Genomic DNA, 19,994 nt, shown 5'->3' on the forward strand with positions numbered 1-19,994 from the left:
TGAGTCGTTTACTTAATGAGTTCCAGCATTTTGAATACCATTTCGGAAGAGCTTTTTGCTGCTAGAGGCAGGAACTCATCAAAGCTCATTGGTGATTCTTTATCAGCGACATCAGAGATTGCACGCACAACAACAAACGGTGTGTTGAATTGGTGACAAGTTTGAGCGATAGCAGATGCTTCCATTTCTACAGCGATAACTGACGGGAAGTGTTTACGAATAAACTCTTGACGCTCAGCGGTACAAACAAACGCATCGCCAGTACAAATTAGGCCGCGAACCGCATGAGTGTTTTCCATTTGTGCTAGGGCTTTTTCTGCTAAGTCCATTAGCTTGTCATCCGCTTTGAATGCAGCTGGTTGACCGGCCATTTGGCCAATTTCATAGCCAAAAGCGGTTACGTCTGCATCGTGATGACGAACTTCTGTAGAGATAACTACATCGCCAAGGTTTAAGCTTGAATCGAAACCGCCAGCAGAGCCTGTGTTAATCACAACGTCTGGTTGGTATTCATCAAGAAGGATTGTCGTGCCCACTGCCGCTGCAACTTTACCGATGCCCGATTGTAGTACGACGACTTCAACATCGTTAATTTGACCAGAGAAAAACGTACAACCTGCTTTATTTACAGTTTTGCAGTTTGTAATTGCTTGCTTCAGGATGGTCACTTCTTGTTCCATCGCACCGATGATACCAACTTTCATAACACTCTCTTTAAGTAAATATTTTAGTTGGCCGAGAGTATAGCACTCCCCGTTGGCAGTTTTCTATTTGATGAGCTTCGCTTGAGTGAGCTTTTCTCGTAATTGATCGGCGCGCTTTCTGTTTACGCCAAAGTCAGAGTAGCCCACACGAGATTCCGAGCGCACAATCAGTTGGTCTCCTGCTATTTTTAGTTCGAGGTCATCCACGAAGCGCATGATTTTAGATGTGCACTCGATACGAAGGTAGTTGCTTTCTTTCACCGCGGTTTTCGCGCCTGGCAGTTCAAGCGCAACTTGCTCAATAGCGTCGATGTTCGCTGAATCAACTAAGATAAATGGCGTTAGGTTGTATTTTTCTCGCGTGTCTTGGGTGGAGACGCAGTTTGGTTTGTCACCACAAGGTGATTGAGAACGATCCGTCATGGTTGTGACTCCTTGGCTACAAGCGGTTAAGCCGAGCAAAGTAATGGAAAGGAGAGCGGCTTTTTTCATTGTATTTACTCTTATAATTTTGTTTCTAATTATATGGATACAAAAGAAAAAGGATCCAATAACAGGACCCTTTTTGTGAGGTTAGCTGAGATTAAACTTCGAGGTAATCGAGAATGCCTTCTGCCGCTTTTCGTCCTTCATCAATAGCGGTTACAACAAGATCAGAACCTCGTACCGCATCGCCACCCGCGAAGATCTTTTCGTTGCTGGTCTGGAATTGGAACTCTTGCTTAGCAGGGGCTTTGATACGACCCCATTGATCCAAATCGACATCAAACGGTGCTAACCAGTCCATTTTGTGCGGCTGGAAACCAAACGCCATGATAACAACGTCTGCTGGTAGAACGTGCTCGCTGCCTTCAACGGGCTCTGGACGTCGGCGACCTGCTTCATCAGGTTCACCAAGTGCGGTTTTCACCACTTTGACCCCCGATACTTTGCCTGACGCATCCACTTCCACTCCCAAAGGCTGAAGGTTGAACATGAACTTCACGCCTTCTTCCTTTGCGTTTTTTACCTCGCGACGAGAGCCTGGCATGTTGGCCTCATCACGACGATAAGCACAAACTACGTTGGAGGCACCTTGGCGAATTGAGGTACGAACGCAGTCCATTGCTGTATCACCACCACCCAGTACGACGACTTTCTTTCCTGCCATATCGATAAAGGGTTGGTTACTCTCAAGATCCATGACTTTGTAGGTGTTCGAAACTAAAAATGGCAGCGCGTCATACACACCCGGCGCATCTTCATTATCTAGACCTGCACGCATGTATTTATAGGTGCCAACGCCCAAGAAAACAGCATCGTATTCATCAAGCAGCTCTTGCATTTGGACATCTTTGCCTACTTCCATGTTCATGCGGAACTCGACGCCCATTTCAGTGAACACACGGCGGCGGTTTTCCATCACGCCTTTTTCAAGCTTGAAGGAAGGAATACCGAAGGTCAGAAGGCCTCCAATTTCAGGGTAGCGGTCAAACACGACTGGCTTAACGCCATTGCGCACTAGGATATCCGCTGCAGCCAAGCCAGCTGGGCCAGCTCCAATGATTGCAACCTTTTTATCGGTCCACTCCACCTTGGACATATCTGGCTTCCAGCCCATTTCAAACGCTTTGTCGGTAATGTACTTTTCTATGTTACCGATGGTGACGGCACCAAAGTCATCATTAAGCGTGCATGAACCTTCACATAGGCGGTCTTGAGGACAAACGCGCCCACATACTTCCGGTAGGCTATTGGTTTGATGCGATAGTTCAACCGCTTCAAGAATACGACCTTCATTGGCAAGTTTTAACCATTGAGGGATGTAGTTGTGGACTGGGCATTTCCATTCACAATATGGGTTGCCACAATCTAAGCAGCGATCCGCTTGTGCAGTCGCCTGTTGTTTAGTGAACGGTTCATAGATTTCAACGAACTCGATCTTACGAACTTTTATAGGCTTTTTCGCAGGATCTACACGCTGCACATCGATAAATTGATAAACGTTCTGGCTCATGATTCAAACATCCTCCATGATTACTGTGCTTGAACACGCAGCTCTGCGGCACTGCGGCTCTGGTGACCAAGTAGCGTGCGAAGATCTGCCGCTTGTGGTTTCACCAAATAAAACTTTGGAATCCATTCATCAAAGTTCGCCAAAATATTTTCAGCATGACTCGACCCTGTTTCTTCAAGGTGTTCCGCAATTAGGCCACGCAAATGTTCTTGGTGGATGTAAAGATCGGACAATGAGATGGCTTCGACAGACTCAGTATTAACTCGACCTTCAAAGCTTTGGTTCTCATCCAGAACATAGGCAAAGCCTCCAGTCATACCCGCGCCAAAGTTCACACCTGTCGCACCAAGAATGGCAACAATACCGCCAGTCATGTACTCACAAGCGTTATCGCCAGCACCTTCAATGACGGCTATCGTACCTGAGTTTCGTACGCCGAAACGCTCACCTGCTTTACCGGCTGCAAATAGTTTACCGCCGGTCGCGCCGTACAGACAGGTGTTACCAATGATGGTTGCTTCATTACACTTAAATGCAGTGCCAAGGTGAGGTTTGATAACCACTTTACCACCCGCCATGCCTTTGCCCACGTAGTCGTTCGCATCGCCCGTGAGGTAAAGCTCTACACCACCTGCGTTCCAAACACCAAAGGACTGACCTGCGGTGCCGTCAAGATAGATTTTGATAGGGGAAGCCGCTAACCCTTGGTTGCCATAGCGTTTTGCTATTTCGCCAGATAAGCGTGCACCAACAGATCGATCAGTGTTGATGACATTGTAGAAGAAACTTGCCGATTGACTGTTTTCGACCGCATGCATTGCATCATCAACGATCTTTTGGTTGAGCTCAGCTTTATCAAACGGTTTGTTTGGCTCTGTCCAAAATAGCGGATGGCCCTCAGGTGATACTGGAGCTTCTAGAATATTGGATAGATCCAGCTTGGTCTGTTTCGCTGTAAATCCCTCTACTGCCTCAAGTAAATCGGTACGACCAATCAAGTCCGTCAGCTTTTCAACGCCAAGTTCGGCGAGTAATCCGCGCACTTCGTCTGCCAAGCCGATGAAGTAATTCATCACCATTTCTGGTAGACCTTTGAAGTATTCTTTACGCAGTGTCTCGTCTTGAGTCGCAACCCCAGTTGCACAGTTGTTGAGGTGACAAATTCGTAGGAACTTACAACCCATAGCGACCATTGGCGCAGTACCAAAACCGAAGCTTTCTGCACCTAAAATTGCGGCTTTAACTACGTCTAAACCAGTCTTTAGACCACCGTCTACCTGTAAGCGGATCTTATGACGCAGACCATTAGCAACCAGTGCTTGTTGTGTCTCTGCCAACCCCAACTCCCAAGGGCTACCAGCGTATTTTACCGAAGTTAATGGGCTTGCTGCGGTACCACCGTCGTAACCCGAAATGGTAATAAGATCAGCGTAAGCCTTGGCTACACCCGTTGCGATGGTGCCGACACCTGGCTCGGAGACGAGTTTTACCGAAACCAGCGCATTCGGGTTGACTTGTTTAAGGTCGAAGATCAGCTGGGCCAAATCTTCAATCGAATAGATATCGTGATGCGGAGGAGGGGAGATCAGAGTCACGCCTTGTACCGAATAACGCAGTTTTGCGATTTCTGCGGTGACTTTGTGTCCTGGTAGCTGTCCACCTTCACCCGGTTTCGCACCTTGTGCCACCTTGATTTGCAGTACATCCGCATTAGTCAGGTAATGAGGCGTTACACCAAATCGGCCAGAAGCAATCTGTTTGATACGTGAGTTACGCTCAGTACCGAAGCGGCGAGGATCTTCACCGCCTTCACCCGAGTTAGAGTAACCACCAAGACGGTTCATCGCCGTTGCAAGTGCTTCATGCGCTTCTGGGCTAAGTGCGCCAATGGACATTGCCGCTGAGTCAAAGCGTTTGAACAGTTCAGTGCGTGGTTCTATTTGCTCAAGTGGCAGCGGTGAGTCTGATTTTTTCAGCGACATTAAGTCACGCAGCATGGCAACAGGGCGTTGGTTTACCTGCTTAGCAAAGCTCTGATAGTCGTTACTTTCGCCAGATTTAACGGCCTGTTGCAGCGTGCCGACAACATCGGGGTTGTAAGCATGATACTCACCTCCATGGACGTACTTTAACAAGCCGCCATGATCAATCGATTTGCGCTTCGCCCATGCTTTACGAGATAAGTTTGTAAGATCTTGCTGGAAGTCGTCAAAATTCGCGCCTTCAATTCGAGTTGTGACGCCTTTAAAACACAGATCGACCACATTTTGGCTCAAGCCAACTGCTTCAAACAGTTGTGAGCAGCGGTAAGAGGCGATGGTTGAGATCCCCATTTTCGACATGATCTTGTACAGGCCTTTGTTGATGCCGTATTGGTAGTTTTGCATCACATCGCGGTAGTCTTTCTCTAGTGCTTTATCATCAATCAGTTTACCTAACGCTTCATAAGCAAGGTATGGGTAAACCGCAGTGGCACCAAAACCAAGCAAGACGGCAAATTGGTGTGGATCACGGGCTGTTGCGGTTTCGACAACAATGTTGGCATCGCAACGCAAGTTCGCGTCAATCAGACGAGTTTGAACGGCGCCGACTGCCATTGCTGCCGGAATTGGCAACTTACCTTTGACCAAGGCTCTGTCCGAAAGCACCACTAAAACCGTGCCTTCACGAACGACTTGCTCTGCTTGCTCACACAGATCATTAATGGCTTGTTTAAGATCTTTTTGTTGTGGGTCGTAGTTGATATCGAGAATGGTATTACGGTAATGATCGTCACTCAGCTCTAGTAGTTGCTGCATGTCTGAATAGAGCAGTACTGGAGAATCAAAGGTTACACGATGCGCGTGGCCATCGGTTTCACAGAAGACGTTCATCTCCTGGCCGATGCTGGTCGCCAGCGACATGACGTGTTTCTCACGCAGCGGATCGATTGGTGGGTTGGTGACCTGCGCGAACTTCTGACGGAAGTAATCAGTCACCAAGCGCTCTTTCGAAGAAAGAACCGCCATCGGGGTGTCATCACCCATCGAACCGACGGCTTCTTGCCCCATATCACCGAGGACACGCAATACTTGATCGACTTCTTCATTGCTCATGGCAAACTGCTTTTGATAAGTCTTAAGCAAGTCTTCATCAAAGCTGCGCTCACCTACTTGATCTTCAGGCAGCTGAGAGAACGGTGTTAGTTTGCGAACGTTGTTCTCCATCCATTCGCGATAAGGGTGACGAGATTTCAGGTCATTATCGATCTCGCTAGACTGCCAAAGCTTACCTGTACGAGTGTCGATGACGAGTAATTCCCCCGGACCTACACGACCTTTTTTGGCAACTTCATCTGGGGCGTAATTCCAAATCCCTACCTCAGATGCCAGAGTGATCAGCTTGTCTTTGGTAATTACATAACGCGCAGGACGTAGACCGTTTCGGTCTAGGTTACAAGCAGCATAACGACCATCGGACAGTACGATACCTGCTGGGCCATCCCATGGTTCCATGTGTTTGGAGTTGAAATCGTAAAACGCACGCAAATCCGGATCCATATCCGGGTGGTTTTGCCATGCTGGCGGTACGAGCATACGCATGGCACGGAAGATATCCATGCCGCCAGCTAAAAAGAGATCTAGCATATTATCTAAGCTAGACGAGTCTGAGCCTGTCTCGTTCACAAACGGTGCTGCAGTTTGTAGGTCAGGCAGCAGTGGTGACGAGAACTTGTAAGCACGAGCGCGTGCCCATTGTCGGTTACCTTCAATGGTATTGATCTCACCATTATGAGCAAGGTAGCGGAACGGTTGAGCTAATGGCCAACGCGGTTGAGTGTTGGTAGAAAAACGCTGGTGGAACAGACAGATAGCAGATTCCATACGTAGATCGGCAAGATCAAGATAAAAGCGCGGTAAGTCCGCAGGCATGCATAGGCCTTTGTACACCAAAACTTGAGTCGACAAGCTACAGATGTAGAAATCCGGATCTTCGGTGATTTGTTTCTCGATGCGACGGCGTGCGATGTAGAGGCGACGTTCAATGTCGCGTTCGCGCCAACCTGCCGGTGCAGAGACAAAGACTTGCTGAATATTTGGAAGCGAGTTGGCCGCAATTGGACCGAGTACTTCTGAATTAGTTGGTACTTCACGCCAACCAGCCACAGTTAGCGTCTCTTGCGCCAGTTCTTTGTTGACGATGTCTTTAGCGAGTTGAGCTTTGACTGGATCTTGGTTGAAGAAAATCATCCCTACGGCGTATTGCTTGCCAAGGTTGAAACCATTTTCTTCGGCAATAAGACGTAAATAGGAATCGGGCTTTTGTAATAGAAGACCACAACCATCACCAGTTTTACCATCGGCGGCGATACCACCACGGTGAGTCATGCGGTCAAGTGCAGAAATTGCTGTACGTACCAGCTTGTGGCTTTGTTCGCCTTCCATATGCGCGATCAAGCCAAATCCACAGTTGTCTTTCTCAAGACTTGGATCATAAAGAGCCATTGCAATTCTCCCTTTGCTTATCCGTCATCCCGACAGATATATCAACACTGCTTACGTTGATATCGATGACTAACTATGCGTCATCTTTATAGCTTTATGTATAATTATTCAGTAAAAGTTGTGAAATATTTAACATTTTTTGAGTGTTTTATTTTCATCAACTTCACAAGCTATAGCTTATTGTAAAAAAGGTCAAGTTATTAGTGGATCATCACGTGAATATACGATTTACCATTTAATAAGCTAGAATAGTTTAATAATTTCAAATAGATAGAAAATTGATTGTTACAAAAAAGTAACATTTGATTCTGTGGGAGATAAAAAAGACCAGCATAAAATGCTGGTCAAAATAGAAAGATTGGAAGGAATTGTTTTCTTTCTTCACCGATAGCCATCGATATTGCTGATGGCTATTAGGCAATTGAAAGAGAGAAGCATGACTGCTTCGTTAAGCAGAAAGCATCAGTGAATCTGCTTTTGCTTCTAGGTTTGTGCCACCCATTAAGTAATCATCGATAGCACGGGCACACTCACGGCCTTCGTTGATACAACGAACCACCAAAGATTGGCCTGTTCGCATATCACCAGCAGCAAATACACCTTCTTGGTTTGTAGCAAAACCTTGAGTTGCTACGTTACCACGATCATCTAGCGCGATATCCAGTTGAGCAAGTACGCCCGTTGGTTCAGGATGAAGGAAGCCCATCGCTAGGAATGCCATATCACATGGAATCACCCGCTCGCTGCCTTCAACTTCTTTAAAGCCTGGACGCTCGCCAGGTTTCGCCTCTTCCCAAACGATATCAGCAAGACGAAGACCTGTGACTTCACCTTTGTCATTTCCGATGAACTCTTTGGTCAGGATGTTCCAGTGACGATCAACGCCTTCTTCATGAGATGTCGAAGTACGTAGGATCATCGGGTACTGTGGCCAAGGCATATTGGCAGGACGCTTTTCTGGTGGAATCGGCATGATTTCCACTTGAGTTACACTTGCTGCGCCGTGACGGTTTGATGTTCCCACACAGTCTGAACCCGTATCACCACCACCGATAACCACAACATGTTTACCCGCAGCGTGAATTTCTTCCGTTTTCAGGTCCATGTTATTGGCGCGACGGTTGTTTTGACCTAGGAATTCCATCGCGAAGTGAACGCCTTTTAGTTCACGACCCGGAACGGGCAAATCACGTGGAACCGTTGAGCCACCGGTTAGTAGAACCACATCGAACTCTTGACGCAATTGTTGAGCATTTACATCAACACCGACGTGTTGGTTTACTTTAAACTCAATGCCAGCTTCTGCCATTAGATTGATCTTGCGATCAATGACTTCCATGCTCAGTTTAAAGTCTGGGATACCAAAACGTAGCAGACCGCCCACTTTCTCGTCTCGCTCGAATACCGTCACAGTATGACCAGCGCTGTTTAACTGCTCAGCAGCCGCAAGGCCAGCAGGGCCCGAACCGATGATCGCAACGGTTTTGCCAGTTCGAGAGCGTGGTGTTTTTGGTTTGGCGTACCCTTCACGATACGCCGTTTCCACGATGGTTTTCTCGATATTACAGATAGTAATTGGATCTTGGTTGATACCAAGTACACAAGCACTTTCACATGGAGCAGGGCAAACACGACCAGTGAACTCTGGGAAGTTATTGGTTGAGCTTAGAATGTTCCATGCTTCTTCCCAGCTATCACGATAAACTGCATCGTTAAACTCTGGGATGATGTTACCGATAGGGCAGCCGTTATGACAAAACGGCACACCACAATCCATACAACGAGAAGCTTGAGTATTGATTTTGTCACCAAACTCCTCGTTCAGGACGAACTCTTTGTTGTTCTTGATGCGTTCAGCTGGGTCGATCTTCTGTGGTAGTTCACGACCATGCTCTAAAAATCCAGTAGGCTTACCCATTATACGGCCTCCACTTGAGTTTCGTTTCCTTGAGACTGTGCTTCAGCTTTACGCTTTTGAAGAACCGCTTTGTAGTCACGCGGCATTACCTTAACCATAGAGGCTAGGCTTGCTTCAAAGTTGTCTAGGAAAGACTGAGCGACTTCACTTCCTGTGAATTGAACATGCTTAGTTAGCATGTCGAGTAATAGATCTCTGTCTTCTTGCTCGATTGGATCTAGGTCTACTAGCTCTGGGTTCAGTTTTGACTCAAAGTCACCTGATTTATCCCATACGTAAGCCACGCCGCCACTCATACCAGCGGCAAAGTTACGACCTGTTGAACCAAGGATGATGGCTGCACCGCCAGTCATGTATTCACAACCGTGGTCGCCGACGCCTTCTACTACTACTTTCGCGCCTGAGTTACGAACACAGAAACGTTCACCAGCCATACCGCGAATGAAAGACTCACCCGAAGTTGCACCGTAGAAACACACGTTACCAACCACGATGTTGTCTTCCGCGACAATGCTTGATTTCGCATCTGGGTAAAGTACTAAGGTACCGCCAGATAAGCCTTTACCCCAGTAGTCGTTCGCGTCGCCTTCCACTTCGAACTTCACGCCCTTAGCTAGGAATGCGCCGAATGACTGACCTGCAGAACCTTTGAACTTCACGTTCATTGGCTGAGGTAGACCTGCATCTTTGTACACTTTCGAGATTTCGTTCGACAACATGGTACCTGCAGAGCGGTCCGTGTTGACGATAGGGAACTCGGCATTCACCGCTTCGCCTTTCTCTAGTGCAGGAATCGCTGCTTGAATCAGCTTACGGTCTAGCACTTCTTCTAGGTTGTGGTTCTGTTGAGCTTGGTTGAATACACCATCAGCTTCACGTGGTTGCTCAACGTGGAGAACAGGAGACAGATCTAGGTTCTTGTATTTCCAGTGAGAAATGTCTTGGCGAATCTTCAGCTTCTGACCTTGACCGACCATTTCATCGATAGTGCGGAAGCCAAGTTCAGCCATGATTTCACGTAGACCTTGTGCCATGTATTGGAAGAAGGTTACGACGTCTTCTACGCGACCATCAAAGCGCTCGCGAAGTGTTTTGTTTTGAGTCGCGATACCAACAGGACAGGTGTTCTTATGACACTTACGCATCATGATACAACCTTCAACCACCAATGCTGCGGTTGCCACGCCCCATTCTTCTGCACCAAGTAGTGTTGCCACTGCAAGGTCGCGAGGTGTCTTCATCTGACCATCCGCTTGAACCACGATACGGTTACGTAGACCGTTCTTTAGTAGCGTTTGGTGCGTTTCTGCCAAGCCAAGTTCCCAAGGAAGACCGGTATGACGGATTGAAGACATTGGTGATGCACCTGTACCACCGTCGAAACCAGCGATAAGTACAACGTCCGCTTTCGCTTTCGCTACACCAGAAGCGATCGTACCTACGCCAGCTTCCGATACCAGCTTCACGTTTACACGGCCCGCGCGGTTCGCGTTCTTCAAGTCATAGATAAGCTGAGCCAAATCCTCGATTGAGTAGATATCGTGGTGTGGCGGTGGCGAGATAAGGCCAACGCCTGGAGTTGAGTGACGTGTAGCACCGATCCAGTCATCTACTTTATCGCCTGGTAGCTGACCACCTTCACCTGGCTTCGCGCCTTGAGCCATCTTGATTTGTAGCTCTTCAGCGTTAGTTAGGTAGTAAGAGGTTACGCCGAAACGACCTGAAGCCACCTGTTTGATTGCAGAGCGTTCCCAATCGCCGTTCTCTTTGCGCTCGAAACGCATTGGGTCTTCACCACCTTCACCAGAGTTCGATTTCGCGCCAAGACGGTTCATCGCAACAGCCAGTGTGGAGTGTGCTTCGTAAGAAATAGAACCGAATGACATTGCACCTGTCGCGAAGCGTTTCACGATGCTTTCAATTGGCTCGACGTCGTCGATAGAGATAGAACCAGCGGGGTTCTTAATGAACTCAAGTTGGCTACGCAGGGTTACCGCGTTGTCACCTTGCTTATCTACAGCAGTCGCGTATTGCTTGAACTGATCGTAGTTCTTGTTGCGCGTAGACTCTTGCAGTAGAGAAATGGTTTCTGGGTTGAATAGGTGCTTCTCACCACGCTGTTTCCATTGGTAAACACCACCAACATCCAGCATTTGAATTGGGATTTCGCGTTGTGGGTAACCGATGCGGTGACGGATAAGTACTTCTTTGGCGATATCATCAAGGGTTAGACCTTGGATACGAGAAACCGTCCCTGTGAAGTATTTGTCGACCACGGATTTGTGGATACCCAATGCTTCGAAGATTTGCGCACCATGGTACGACTGTAGCGTAGAGATGCCCATCTTCGAGAAGATCTTCAGAAGACCGCCATTGATCGCTTTACGGTAGTTGTTGAACAGATCGCGAGGGTTCGCTTCTGGATCCAACTTCTTCGTACGTTGAAGTTCAATGATGGTTTCAATCACTAGGTAAGGGTTAACCGCATTCGCACCGTAACCAAGTAGCGTTGCAAAGTGGTGCGTTTCACGCGCGTCACCAGTTTCAACCACGATGTCACACTTCGCACGTAGACCTTTACGGATCAAGTGGTGGTGTACTGCGCCAACTGCCAGCATTGCTGGGATCGCCGCGTGGTTTGAATTCACTGCGCGGTCAGTGAGTAGGATGATTGAATAACCATCGATAACCGCGTCTTCTGCGTATTGGCAGATACGTTTTAATGCACGCTCAAGTTTGCCTTGATCTTCACTAGCTTGGAATACGATATCCAACGTTTTCGCTTGTAGGTGCTCGTTATCGATCGCACGCAATTTTTCAAGCTCAGAGTTGGCTAGAACAGGCGATTCCAATTCTACTTTCTGACAGTGAAGTGGTGTTTCAGTCAGAAGGTTTTGGTCTTTACCCAAGTAAGTGTTCAGCGACATAACCATGCGCTCACGGATCGGGTCGATCGGTGGGTTAGTTACCTGTGCAAACAGCTGCTTGAAGTAGTTTGAAAGGTGCTGAGATTGATGAGAGAGAACCGCAAGAGGCCAGTCGGCACCCATTGCTGATAATGGTTCTTTCGCGTCATTCGCCATTGGAACGATGATTTCGTTCACTTCTTCAGTGCTTACGCCAAACGCTTGTTGGCGGTGTAGAAGGTGTTCTGGCTTAGGTTGGCTGAACTGGTTGCTCGCATCTGGCAGCTTCTTCAAGCTCAGTAGGTTTTCTTCTACCCACTTCTCGTAAGGCTGTGCCGTTGCGATGGTGTCTTTCACTTCTTCATCAGAGATGATTCGACCTTGTTCTAGGTCTGCAACGAAGATACGACCTGGCTGTAGGCGACCACGGAACTCAACGTTTTCTGGTTCTATATCCACAACACCAGATTCAGATGCCATCACTAGGAAGTTATCTTTGGTCACTGTGTAGCGAGAAGGGCGCAAACCGTTACGGTCTAGTGTCGCACCAACTTGAACACCATCAGTAAAACATACGGAAGCCGGGCCATCCCATGGTTCCATGATGTTCGCATGGTACTGATAGAACGCGCGACGCTTAGGATCCATGTTTTTGTTTTCTTGCCATGCTTCCGGGATCATCATCATTAATGCGTGTGGCAGGCTGCGACCAGAAAGAACTAGGAGCTCAAGTGCCATGTCAAAGTTAGATGAATCCGAGCTGCCTTCCTGACAGATTGGAAGAAGCATGTCGATTTCAGCCTGAGTGAACAGGTCTGATTCTAGAATTGCTTCACGGGCTTTCATCCAGTTCAAGTTACCGCGAACTGTATTGATTTCACCGTTGTGGGCAATGTAACGGAAAGGTTGTGCAAGACGCCATTTCGGGAAGGTGTTGGTAGAGAAACGAGAGTGTACCAGTGCTAGTGCAGTCACCATGGTCGGGTTTTGCAGATCAAGGAAGTACTGAGGTACTTGCTCGGTCGTTAACTGACCTTTGTATACCAATGTCTTGTAAGACATGGAGTTAATGTAGAAGTCGTCACCAATGTTCGAAACGCTTTCTAGGCAAACACGTACAGTGTAGTTACGAAGAACGTACAGTTTGCGTTCTAGTTCTTCAGGTGTGATGCCAGGGCCACCAGAGATAAACACATGCTCAAACTGAGGCTCTGTGCTTAGTGGGTCTGCACCGATCATTGAGTTATCGGTTGGTAAAACGCGGTAGCCGATAACTTCAAGATCTAGACGCTGTGCATTACGTTCTAGAATGTCACGGCATTGCTCGCGTTTGTATTCGTCTTTCGGGAAAAGAACGACACCAACACCATACTTTTCAAACGAAGGCAGTTTAATGCCTTGCTTAACGGCTTCTTCTAATAGGAATTCATGAGGTTTTTGTAGCAAGATACCCGCACCGTCACCGCTGCATGGGTCACAACCTTGACCACCACGGTGTTCCATGCGAGCCAGCATATCCAATGCTTGAGTCACTACTTCATGAGATTTACGGTTTTTAAGGTGAGCAACAAAACCGATACCGCAAGCGTCATGCTCCAGTTCCGGAGTGTACAGACCCTGTGGATTTTGCTCTCTATCTACCATAGATACATCCTTCCAGTTCAATGTCGACGCAAAAGTACCGGGCAGCAAATACTACCTAGACTATTGATTACGTCTTGTCCTTTATATTTATTATCGCCACCGATCTAGGTTGACCGGTCTTGATTCCTTTCCGTATCTCGCAGGAAAAGTTTTGCGAGAAAAACAATCCTTGGTGGTATCCCTTTATTTATTATCACTATCTAGTGATTTATATAGGTAGGAGTGGGATAACACCGACAAATCCCGCAGTGTGCTTTGTAATAAAAGTCACAAAAATAACGGGGTTGTGTAAGTATCCTACAATTTTGTCACTTCAGAATGCAATGAAAAAGTCGGCGTTGTGACCCAATTTTTTCGTTTAGTTATGCATTTTTAGTTTAACATTTACGCAACATGAACGATTTTTGTCTTTAATTATGCAAGTTTATTGATTTTGACCCGCATGATGGGTGTTTGAATTGATTAATATTGTGTGTTTTTTCTTGCAGGGATGTAATTTATTTACACAGATCGTAGTGAGATTGATTACGATTTATTGTTGGTGAGAATTTATGCAGTTACATGAGTTGGTCAATACAATCGGCCAAGATCTTCAGCGTCGATACGGTGAAAAGGTTCATAAGTTAACATTGCACGGTGGATTTAGTTGCCCTAACCGCGATGGCACGATTGGGCGGGGAGGATGTACATTTTGCAATGTGGCTTCGTTTGCAGATGAAGAAGTCCAGATAAAAAGCATTCACGAACAGTTAAAAGATCGCGCAGGTGAAATTCACAGAGCGAAGAAGTATCTCGCTTATTTTCAGGCCTACACCAGTACCTATGCCGAAGTACAAGTTCTCAAAAACATGTATGAGGAAGCACTAAAGGCTGCAGACATGGTTGGTCTTTGTGTGGGGACGCGTCCTGATTGCGTCCCTGATGCGGTATTGGATTTACTGTCGGGCTATGTACAGCAAGGTTATGAAATTTGGCTAGAACTAGGCCTTCAAACCGCCAACAATGACACCCTAAAACGTATCAATCGTGGTCATGACTTTGAGTGTTATGCCGAAATCACTAAGCGTGCGCGAACACTCGGAATCAAGGTTTGTACTCACTTAATTGTGGGTTTACCCAAAGAAACCCGCGCCGAAAATATTGAAACGCTGCAAAAAGTGTTGGCCGTGGGAACGGATGGTATCAAGTTACATGGCTTGCATATTGTCGAAGGTAGCACCATGGCGAAAGCTTGGCGTGCTGGAAAGCTAGAAGCCCCTGAATTAGAAGAATATGTTGCGGTCGCCAGTGAAATGATTCGTATGACACCACCAGATGTGATTTATCATCGCGTTTCATCAGCAGCCAGGAGGCCCACGTTATTATCGCCTCTGTGGTGTGAAAACCGTTGGCTAGCGATGACGGAAATTGGTCGAGATCTCAGTGCTCATGGTGCTCAAGGGAGCCTTACGGGGAATGCCTTTATCTATACTAAACCGGAATTAATAGCAGATCGCTCAATAAATAACTGATATATTTTAACCAGTGTTCTTTGAAGGTTTAAACGATGGATCAGTTACTCAATTGGCTTTGGGGTGGTCAAGGCGGTTATGGCTATGTCGTCTTGTTGTTAATCGCAGGCGTGTGCGCGTTAGCACTGATCTATTTGCACTTTCAGACATCACTTAAGCAACTAGTAACGGATTCTCCCTATCCAGTCATAGTGGTGGACACTAGCCATGCTCAGCTCTTGCTATCTAACCAGGCTGCGATGCAGTTGTTAGGCATTCGCTCTTTGGGAACGGGGTATTTGTATCCTGCTTTATTCGATATTCATGAGCTTGAGCAGTTTCTCGATCGCTTCTCTAGTCGTCATTTTCGTCAGCAGGCTTTTGACTGGCGACTATCTGATAGTGAATCTATTAAAGTGGAGCTGTCAGGCAGAAAGAGTTTATTGCGCAATCATCGAGTTTGGATTCTTTATGCTCAGCCATATCAAGCCACTCACCAAGAGCAGCAACAAGAACTTGCCCAATTAATCATCGCACGTTCGGCATTAGACTCACTTTCAGAGCTGATTTGTACCCAAGACCGCCAAGGCAATCTATTAACGACCAATCGAGCATTTGATCAATTCTGGCAAGGGCGAAGGGAAGAAGCTTGCGCATCCAAGGCCTTGGGTGAGATGACTAGAAAAAGCGAACGTAAATGGACAACGGATCCACAAGGTCGAAGTTGCTTATTGGAAGTCAATCAAAACTCTCTTGTTTCGCCGAGTGGTGAGCTTATCGGTACGCTGTCTATTAGTCATGACGTGACTGAATGGCACAAGATGCAACAGAATCTGCGAGATGAAATGGAGCGTCGCAAAGATACAGAGGTGGCGCTAGCGCAAAGAGATACTATCTTACAAACGATTCTGGATGCCAGTCCGGACTCTATTGGTATTTTCAATGAGAACATGGTCTATCAAGCGTGTAATCAGCCTTTTGTTAAGGCGTTAGGCATTTCAAAAATTTCTGATTTGATAGGTAAGCGCCTCCAAGACGTGATTCCTAAAGAGATGTACGCGCGCTTAGCAGACAGTGACTTAGAAGCATTACGCCAGTTAGAGCCAGTTCGATACATAGATAAAGTCGTGAGTAGTGATGGTAAAAGTACGTGGTTTGATGTGGTGAAATCGCCTTTTAAAGATAAAGCATCAGGAACGAATGGTGTGCTGATCATGGCGCGTGATATTTCTGAGCGTTATCTTGCAGAACAAAAGTTGGAAAAAGCCAACCTAGAGTTAGAAAAATTGAGCTTTATGGATAGCTTAACTCAAGTATCGAACCGACGCCGTTTCGACGAACAACTGCAGGTATTGTGGTACCACCACGCTCGAGAAAAGCTGCCGCTCACCATCATGTTATGTGACATCGACTTTTTCAAAGATTACAACGACTGTTACGGTCACCAACAAGGTGATGAAGCGTTAGTCAGTGTCGCTACCGTGTTTACACAAGTCATCAATCGTTCTTCGGATTGTGTTGCGCGTTATGGTGGCGAGGAGTTTGGTTTTATATTGCCGAATACCACCACGGAAGGTGCGCGCAACGTAGCGCAGCGTATTCATGAGAAAATTCTACAGCTTGATATGGAACACGACAGTTCAGAAGCATCTGAACGCCTTACCGTCAGTATCGGTCTGGTCTCTTACATTCCTCAGCATGGTGATGAACCCGAAATGGGCATCGCTATGGCTGACAGTGCGTTATATCAAGCTAAAGCTGATGGACGTAATCGCACCTGTATTCACCCCAGTTCTTGCTAACGCTTTGTGACCGCTTGCTCTAAGTTGATAGCTGATTGTTTAAATCACCGTATTAAACACGTTAAAATTACAGAAGCCTGTGTGCTCGTTGGTTTATCTTTCTATCTCGTGTCACAAGCGCAGATCGCACCGTGTGTTTTTCACTAATCAAACAGACCTAAATTGCGTTAGGTCGAGTGCATTTACCTGTTTTTCATCATCGAATGGCGCTATCTAGCCACCACCATGGAGTAGTTAATGAAACCCATGAAAAACCTCGCCCAGTATTATGTCGACTTGCTAGTCAAACTGGGGATTGTTCGCTTCTCTATTTTGCTAGCCCTTGCGCTGGTGGCATTAGCTGTTGTGGTGCAGGTAGGGATTACTTTAGCTCTCAAAGGGCGAGTAGATGATATCGATATTGTCCGTTCGGTGTTTTTTGGTCTATTGATCACCCCTTGGGCGGTTTACTTCCTCTCTGTGGTTGTCGATCAACTAGAAGAGTCTCGCCAGCGTTTAACTAAGCTGGTGTCCAAACTGAAGGACATGCGTTCGCGAGATCAAGAGCTGAATTACCAACTTCAACAAAACATTGAAAAGCTTAACCAAGAAATTGAAGAGCGTATTAAAGCGGAAGAAGCACGTGAAGAGGCGATGCAAGACCTCGAAAATGAGGTGTTCCAACGCGAACGTACTCAATTAGAGTTGGCAGAACGTACCGCATTACTGCGTTCATTTATTGATGCCTCACCAGACTTAATTTACTACCGCAATGCGGATGGTGTTTTCTCTGGCTGTAACCGCGCGATGGAAGAGCTAACGGGCAAGAAAGAGCACCAGTTAGTCGGATTAAGCCCTTGGGATGTGTATAGCAAAGAAATCGCCGAGCATATCGTTGATACTGACCAAAAGGTTTTTGCCGATAATCAAGCAATTACTTACGAGCAATGGCTCGAATACCCAGATGGTCGCAAGCATTACTTTGAGCTGCGTAAAGTGCCATTTTACAGCAAAGATGGCCGCCACCTTGGTCTCGTTGGGTTCGGTCGTGATATCACTGAACGTAAGCGCCATGAAGAGTCGTTAGAGAAAGCAAGCCGCGACAAAACTACCTTCATCTCAACCATCAGTCATGAGCTGCGAACGCCGCTGAATGGCATTGTAGGCTTAAGTCGTATGCTTCTAGATAGTCCGTTGACAGAAGAGCAGCGTAAACACATGCAGACCATCAATGTGAGTGCGATTACGCTAGGTAACATCTTCAACGATATTATCGATATGGATAAATTTGATCGCCGTAAGTTAGAACTATTACCTGCGCCACTTAACTTCGAAGACTTCGTCGCAGAGATTGAGAGTATCTCAGCTCTGATGGCAGAACAAAAAGGGTTACGCTTTGACTTAGAACGTTTAAGCGATTTGCCAAAAGCAATTGAAGTGGATGCAACCCGTCTACGTCAGGTGATTTGGAACTTGGTCAGCAACGCAATGAAGTTCACCAAAGAAGGTGGCGTTGTGATGACAGTGAGCGCGGATGTCGAAGACGATTTTGCGACCATTATTATGGAAGTGGAAGACACAGGTATTGGTATCCCAGACGAAGAGCTAGATAAGATCTTTGCGATGTATTACCAAGTGAAATCAGGCAAGGACAACTTGCATGCGGTCGGTACAGGTATTGGTTTGGCGGTATCTAAGCAACTGATCAATATGATGGATGGTGACATTACGGTTACCAGTGAGGAAGGCTTTGGTAGCACTTTTACTGTATCGATCCACGTTCCGATTGTTGAACTAGCTGAGCCAGTCATTGATGCGAAACGCGACAATGTGCGCCTCAACATATTTATGGTCGAAGACATCGAGCTTAACGTAACTGTGGCTAAATCGTTACTTGAGAGCCTAGGGCACTCTGTCACCGTGGCAATGACGGGCCAAGAAGCGTTAGTGAACTTTGTGCCAGAAAAATACGACTTAGCGTTGTTGGATATCCAACTGCCTGATATGACGGGCTTTGATGTCGCCAATTATTACCGCAAGCATTATAACAATCTTCCTCCATTGGTCGCCTTAACTGCTAATGTAATGAAAGATCGTCGTGAATACTTAGATAACGGCATGGATGATGCGATCAGTAAGCCGCTGGCAGTGAATGCCATTCAGTCAGTGATTGATAAATTCTTCGCTCACCAGTTAGAACAACCTAAGGAAGTAGTGAGCGGTCCCGAAACAGTGGAAGAGCCAGTCCCTTCTCCTGTGATTGAGACACATTTGCTCGATATGGATATGTTAGAGTCTTACGTCGACATTGTTGGTGCAAAACCTGTCTACGACAGCATAAAAATGTTTGAAGATATGATGCCAGACTATATTGATGTCTTAGATTCGAACATGACAGCGAAAGATCAAGATGGGATTGTTTCTGAAGCGCATAAAATCAAAGGTGCTGCAGGTTCAATTGGCCTGAAACGTATCCAAAGTGTGGCGCAAAAAGCGCAATCGCCTGATATGCCAGCATGGTGGGAAAACATTTCAGACTGGGTTGAAGAGATCAAAAATGAATACCAAAACGATATTCAAGTCCTCAAAAGTTGGTTGGAACAAAGGAAATAACATGAAAAGAATCGCACCATTGGCATTAGCCATGGCATTGATGGCAGGCTGTAGTTCCGTTCCAAATGTGAATTGGCAACAAAACAGTCAGATTACGATTAATGAGGTTAATGTTGAGCTCAAAAGTAATTTATGGGTGAACCTCATGCCGAATATTGGGGACGTGGAAGAGCAAAGTATTCAAGGTGCACTTTACCTCGAAGGAGATCAGTTACTTCCTGCAAATCTAACGGCAGAAGCTCTTATTATTAAACAGGGGCAAAAAGAGTGGTTGGTGGACAGTGCGTCTTTAGATACTCGAACGCACAGTGAAAGCCGATGGGAGGTGGCGTTCTCGTCTCACATTGATGTGAACACAGAAAAATCGGTTGATGTCGCAGTGCTTCTAGACGATGCGGGTAAACAGCGTTGGTTAGTCGAAAAGTACGTGAAGATTAACAAGGTTTATTAACCGCAAT

10 protein-coding genes are annotated in these 19,994 nt (G+C 46.6%); 4 read left to right on the plus strand and 6 right to left on the minus strand.

The window, feature by feature from the left end; all coding sequences use genetic code 11:
• Positions 1-8: 8 nt before the first annotated feature.
• The 6 genes from mtnN to gltB (R7Q47_RS18105) all read right to left on the minus strand — a co-directional run bounded on the left by mtnN (position 9) and on the right by gltB (R7Q47_RS18105) (position 13,652).
• Positions 9-704: a 5'-methylthioadenosine/S-adenosylhomocysteine nucleosidase gene (mtnN, locus tag R7Q47_RS18080; RefSeq protein WP_005381837.1), complete on the minus strand. Its 696-nt coding sequence runs from the start codon at positions 702-704 to the stop codon at positions 9-11.
• A gap of 63 nt (positions 705-767) precedes the next feature.
• Positions 768-1,196 carry a DUF1499 domain-containing protein gene (locus tag R7Q47_RS18085; RefSeq protein WP_025768418.1) on the minus strand — a complete coding sequence of 143 codons (429 nt, stop codon included), beginning with the start codon at positions 1,194-1,196 and terminating at the stop codon, positions 768-770.
• A gap of 91 nt (positions 1,197-1,287) precedes the next feature.
• Complete coding sequence (locus R7Q47_RS18090; protein WP_005381833.1) at positions 1,288-2,700, minus strand: FAD-dependent oxidoreductase; 1,413 nt, start codon at positions 2,698-2,700, stop codon at positions 1,288-1,290.
• A gap of 20 nt (positions 2,701-2,720) precedes the next feature.
• Entirely contained in the window at positions 2,721-7,184 is a 4,464-nt protein-coding gene (gene gltB, locus R7Q47_RS18095) for a glutamate synthase large subunit (protein WP_248487353.1), read from the minus strand.
• 448 nt (positions 7,185-7,632) lie between these two features.
• Positions 7,633-9,102 (minus strand): glutamate synthase subunit beta, encoded by a 1,470-nt coding sequence (locus tag R7Q47_RS18100; protein ID WP_064353628.1) that lies wholly within the window; start codon positions 9,100-9,102, stop codon positions 7,633-7,635.
• Complete coding sequence (gltB, locus tag R7Q47_RS18105) at positions 9,102-13,652, minus strand: glutamate synthase large subunit (RefSeq protein ID WP_248487355.1); 4,551 nt, start codon at positions 13,650-13,652, stop codon at positions 9,102-9,104. Before gltB (R7Q47_RS18105) ends, R7Q47_RS18100 begins: the two co-directional genes overlap by 1 nt.
• A gap of 551 nt (positions 13,653-14,203) precedes the next feature.
• On the opposite strand from gltB (R7Q47_RS18105), the gene R7Q47_RS18110 reads away from it, so the two are divergent.
• From R7Q47_RS18110 to R7Q47_RS18125, 4 genes are all read left to right on the plus strand, one after another.
• Positions 14,204-15,163 carry a TIGR01212 family radical SAM protein gene (locus R7Q47_RS18110; protein ID WP_213963282.1) on the plus strand — a complete coding sequence of 320 codons (960 nt, stop codon included), beginning with the start codon at positions 14,204-14,206 and terminating at the stop codon, positions 15,161-15,163.
• 35 nt (positions 15,164-15,198) lie between these two features.
• On the plus strand, positions 15,199-16,944 hold the full coding sequence (locus R7Q47_RS18115) for a GGDEF domain-containing protein (protein ID WP_005381828.1): 1,746 nt from the start codon (positions 15,199-15,201) through the stop codon (positions 16,942-16,944).
• Between the two features lie 237 nt (positions 16,945-17,181).
• Positions 17,182-19,536, plus strand: coding sequence for an aerobic respiration two-component sensor histidine kinase ArcB (gene arcB / locus R7Q47_RS18120; protein ID WP_005381826.1), 2,355 nt, complete (start codon positions 17,182-17,184; stop codon positions 19,534-19,536).
• A 1-nt stretch (position 19,537) separates the two neighbouring features.
• Entirely contained in the window at positions 19,538-19,987 is a 450-nt protein-coding gene (locus R7Q47_RS18125; protein ID WP_193837552.1) for a hypothetical protein, read from the plus strand.
• Positions 19,988-19,994 lie beyond the last annotated feature (7 nt).

This window comes from Vibrio sp. Vb0349 (genome assembly GCF_033338975.1).

Bases quoted from the DNA above. Each gene is read 5' to 3' on its own strand.
- R7Q47_RS18090 (WP_005381833.1), bottom strand. From the start codon at position 2,700: ATGAGCCAGAACGTTTATCAATTTATCGATGTGCAGCGTGTAGATCCT.
- R7Q47_RS18115 (WP_005381828.1), top strand. From the start codon at position 15,199: ATGGATCAGTTACTCAATTGGCTTTGGGGTGGTCAAGGCGGTTATGGC.
- gltB (WP_248487355.1), bottom strand. From the start codon at position 13,652: ATGGTAGATAGAGAGCAAAATCCACAGGGTCTGTACACTCCGGAACTG.
- R7Q47_RS18100 (WP_064353628.1), bottom strand. From the start codon at position 9,102: ATGGGTAAGCCTACTGGATTTTTAGAGCATGGTCGTGAACTACCACAG.
- R7Q47_RS18125 (WP_193837552.1), top strand. From the start codon at position 19,538: ATGAAAAGAATCGCACCATTGGCATTAGCCATGGCATTGATGGCAGGC.
- R7Q47_RS18085 (WP_025768418.1), bottom strand. From the start codon at position 1,196: ATGAAAAAAGCCGCTCTCCTTTCCATTACTTTGCTCGGCTTAACCGCT.
- arcB (WP_005381826.1), top strand. From the start codon at position 17,182: ATGAAACCCATGAAAAACCTCGCCCAGTATTATGTCGACTTGCTAGTC.
- gltB (WP_248487353.1), bottom strand. From the start codon at position 7,184: ATGGCTCTTTATGATCCAAGTCTTGAGAAAGACAACTGTGGATTTGGC.
- mtnN (WP_005381837.1), bottom strand. From the start codon at position 704: ATGAAAGTTGGTATCATCGGTGCGATGGAACAAGAAGTGACCATCCTG.
- R7Q47_RS18110 (WP_213963282.1), top strand. From the start codon at position 14,204: ATGCAGTTACATGAGTTGGTCAATACAATCGGCCAAGATCTTCAGCGT.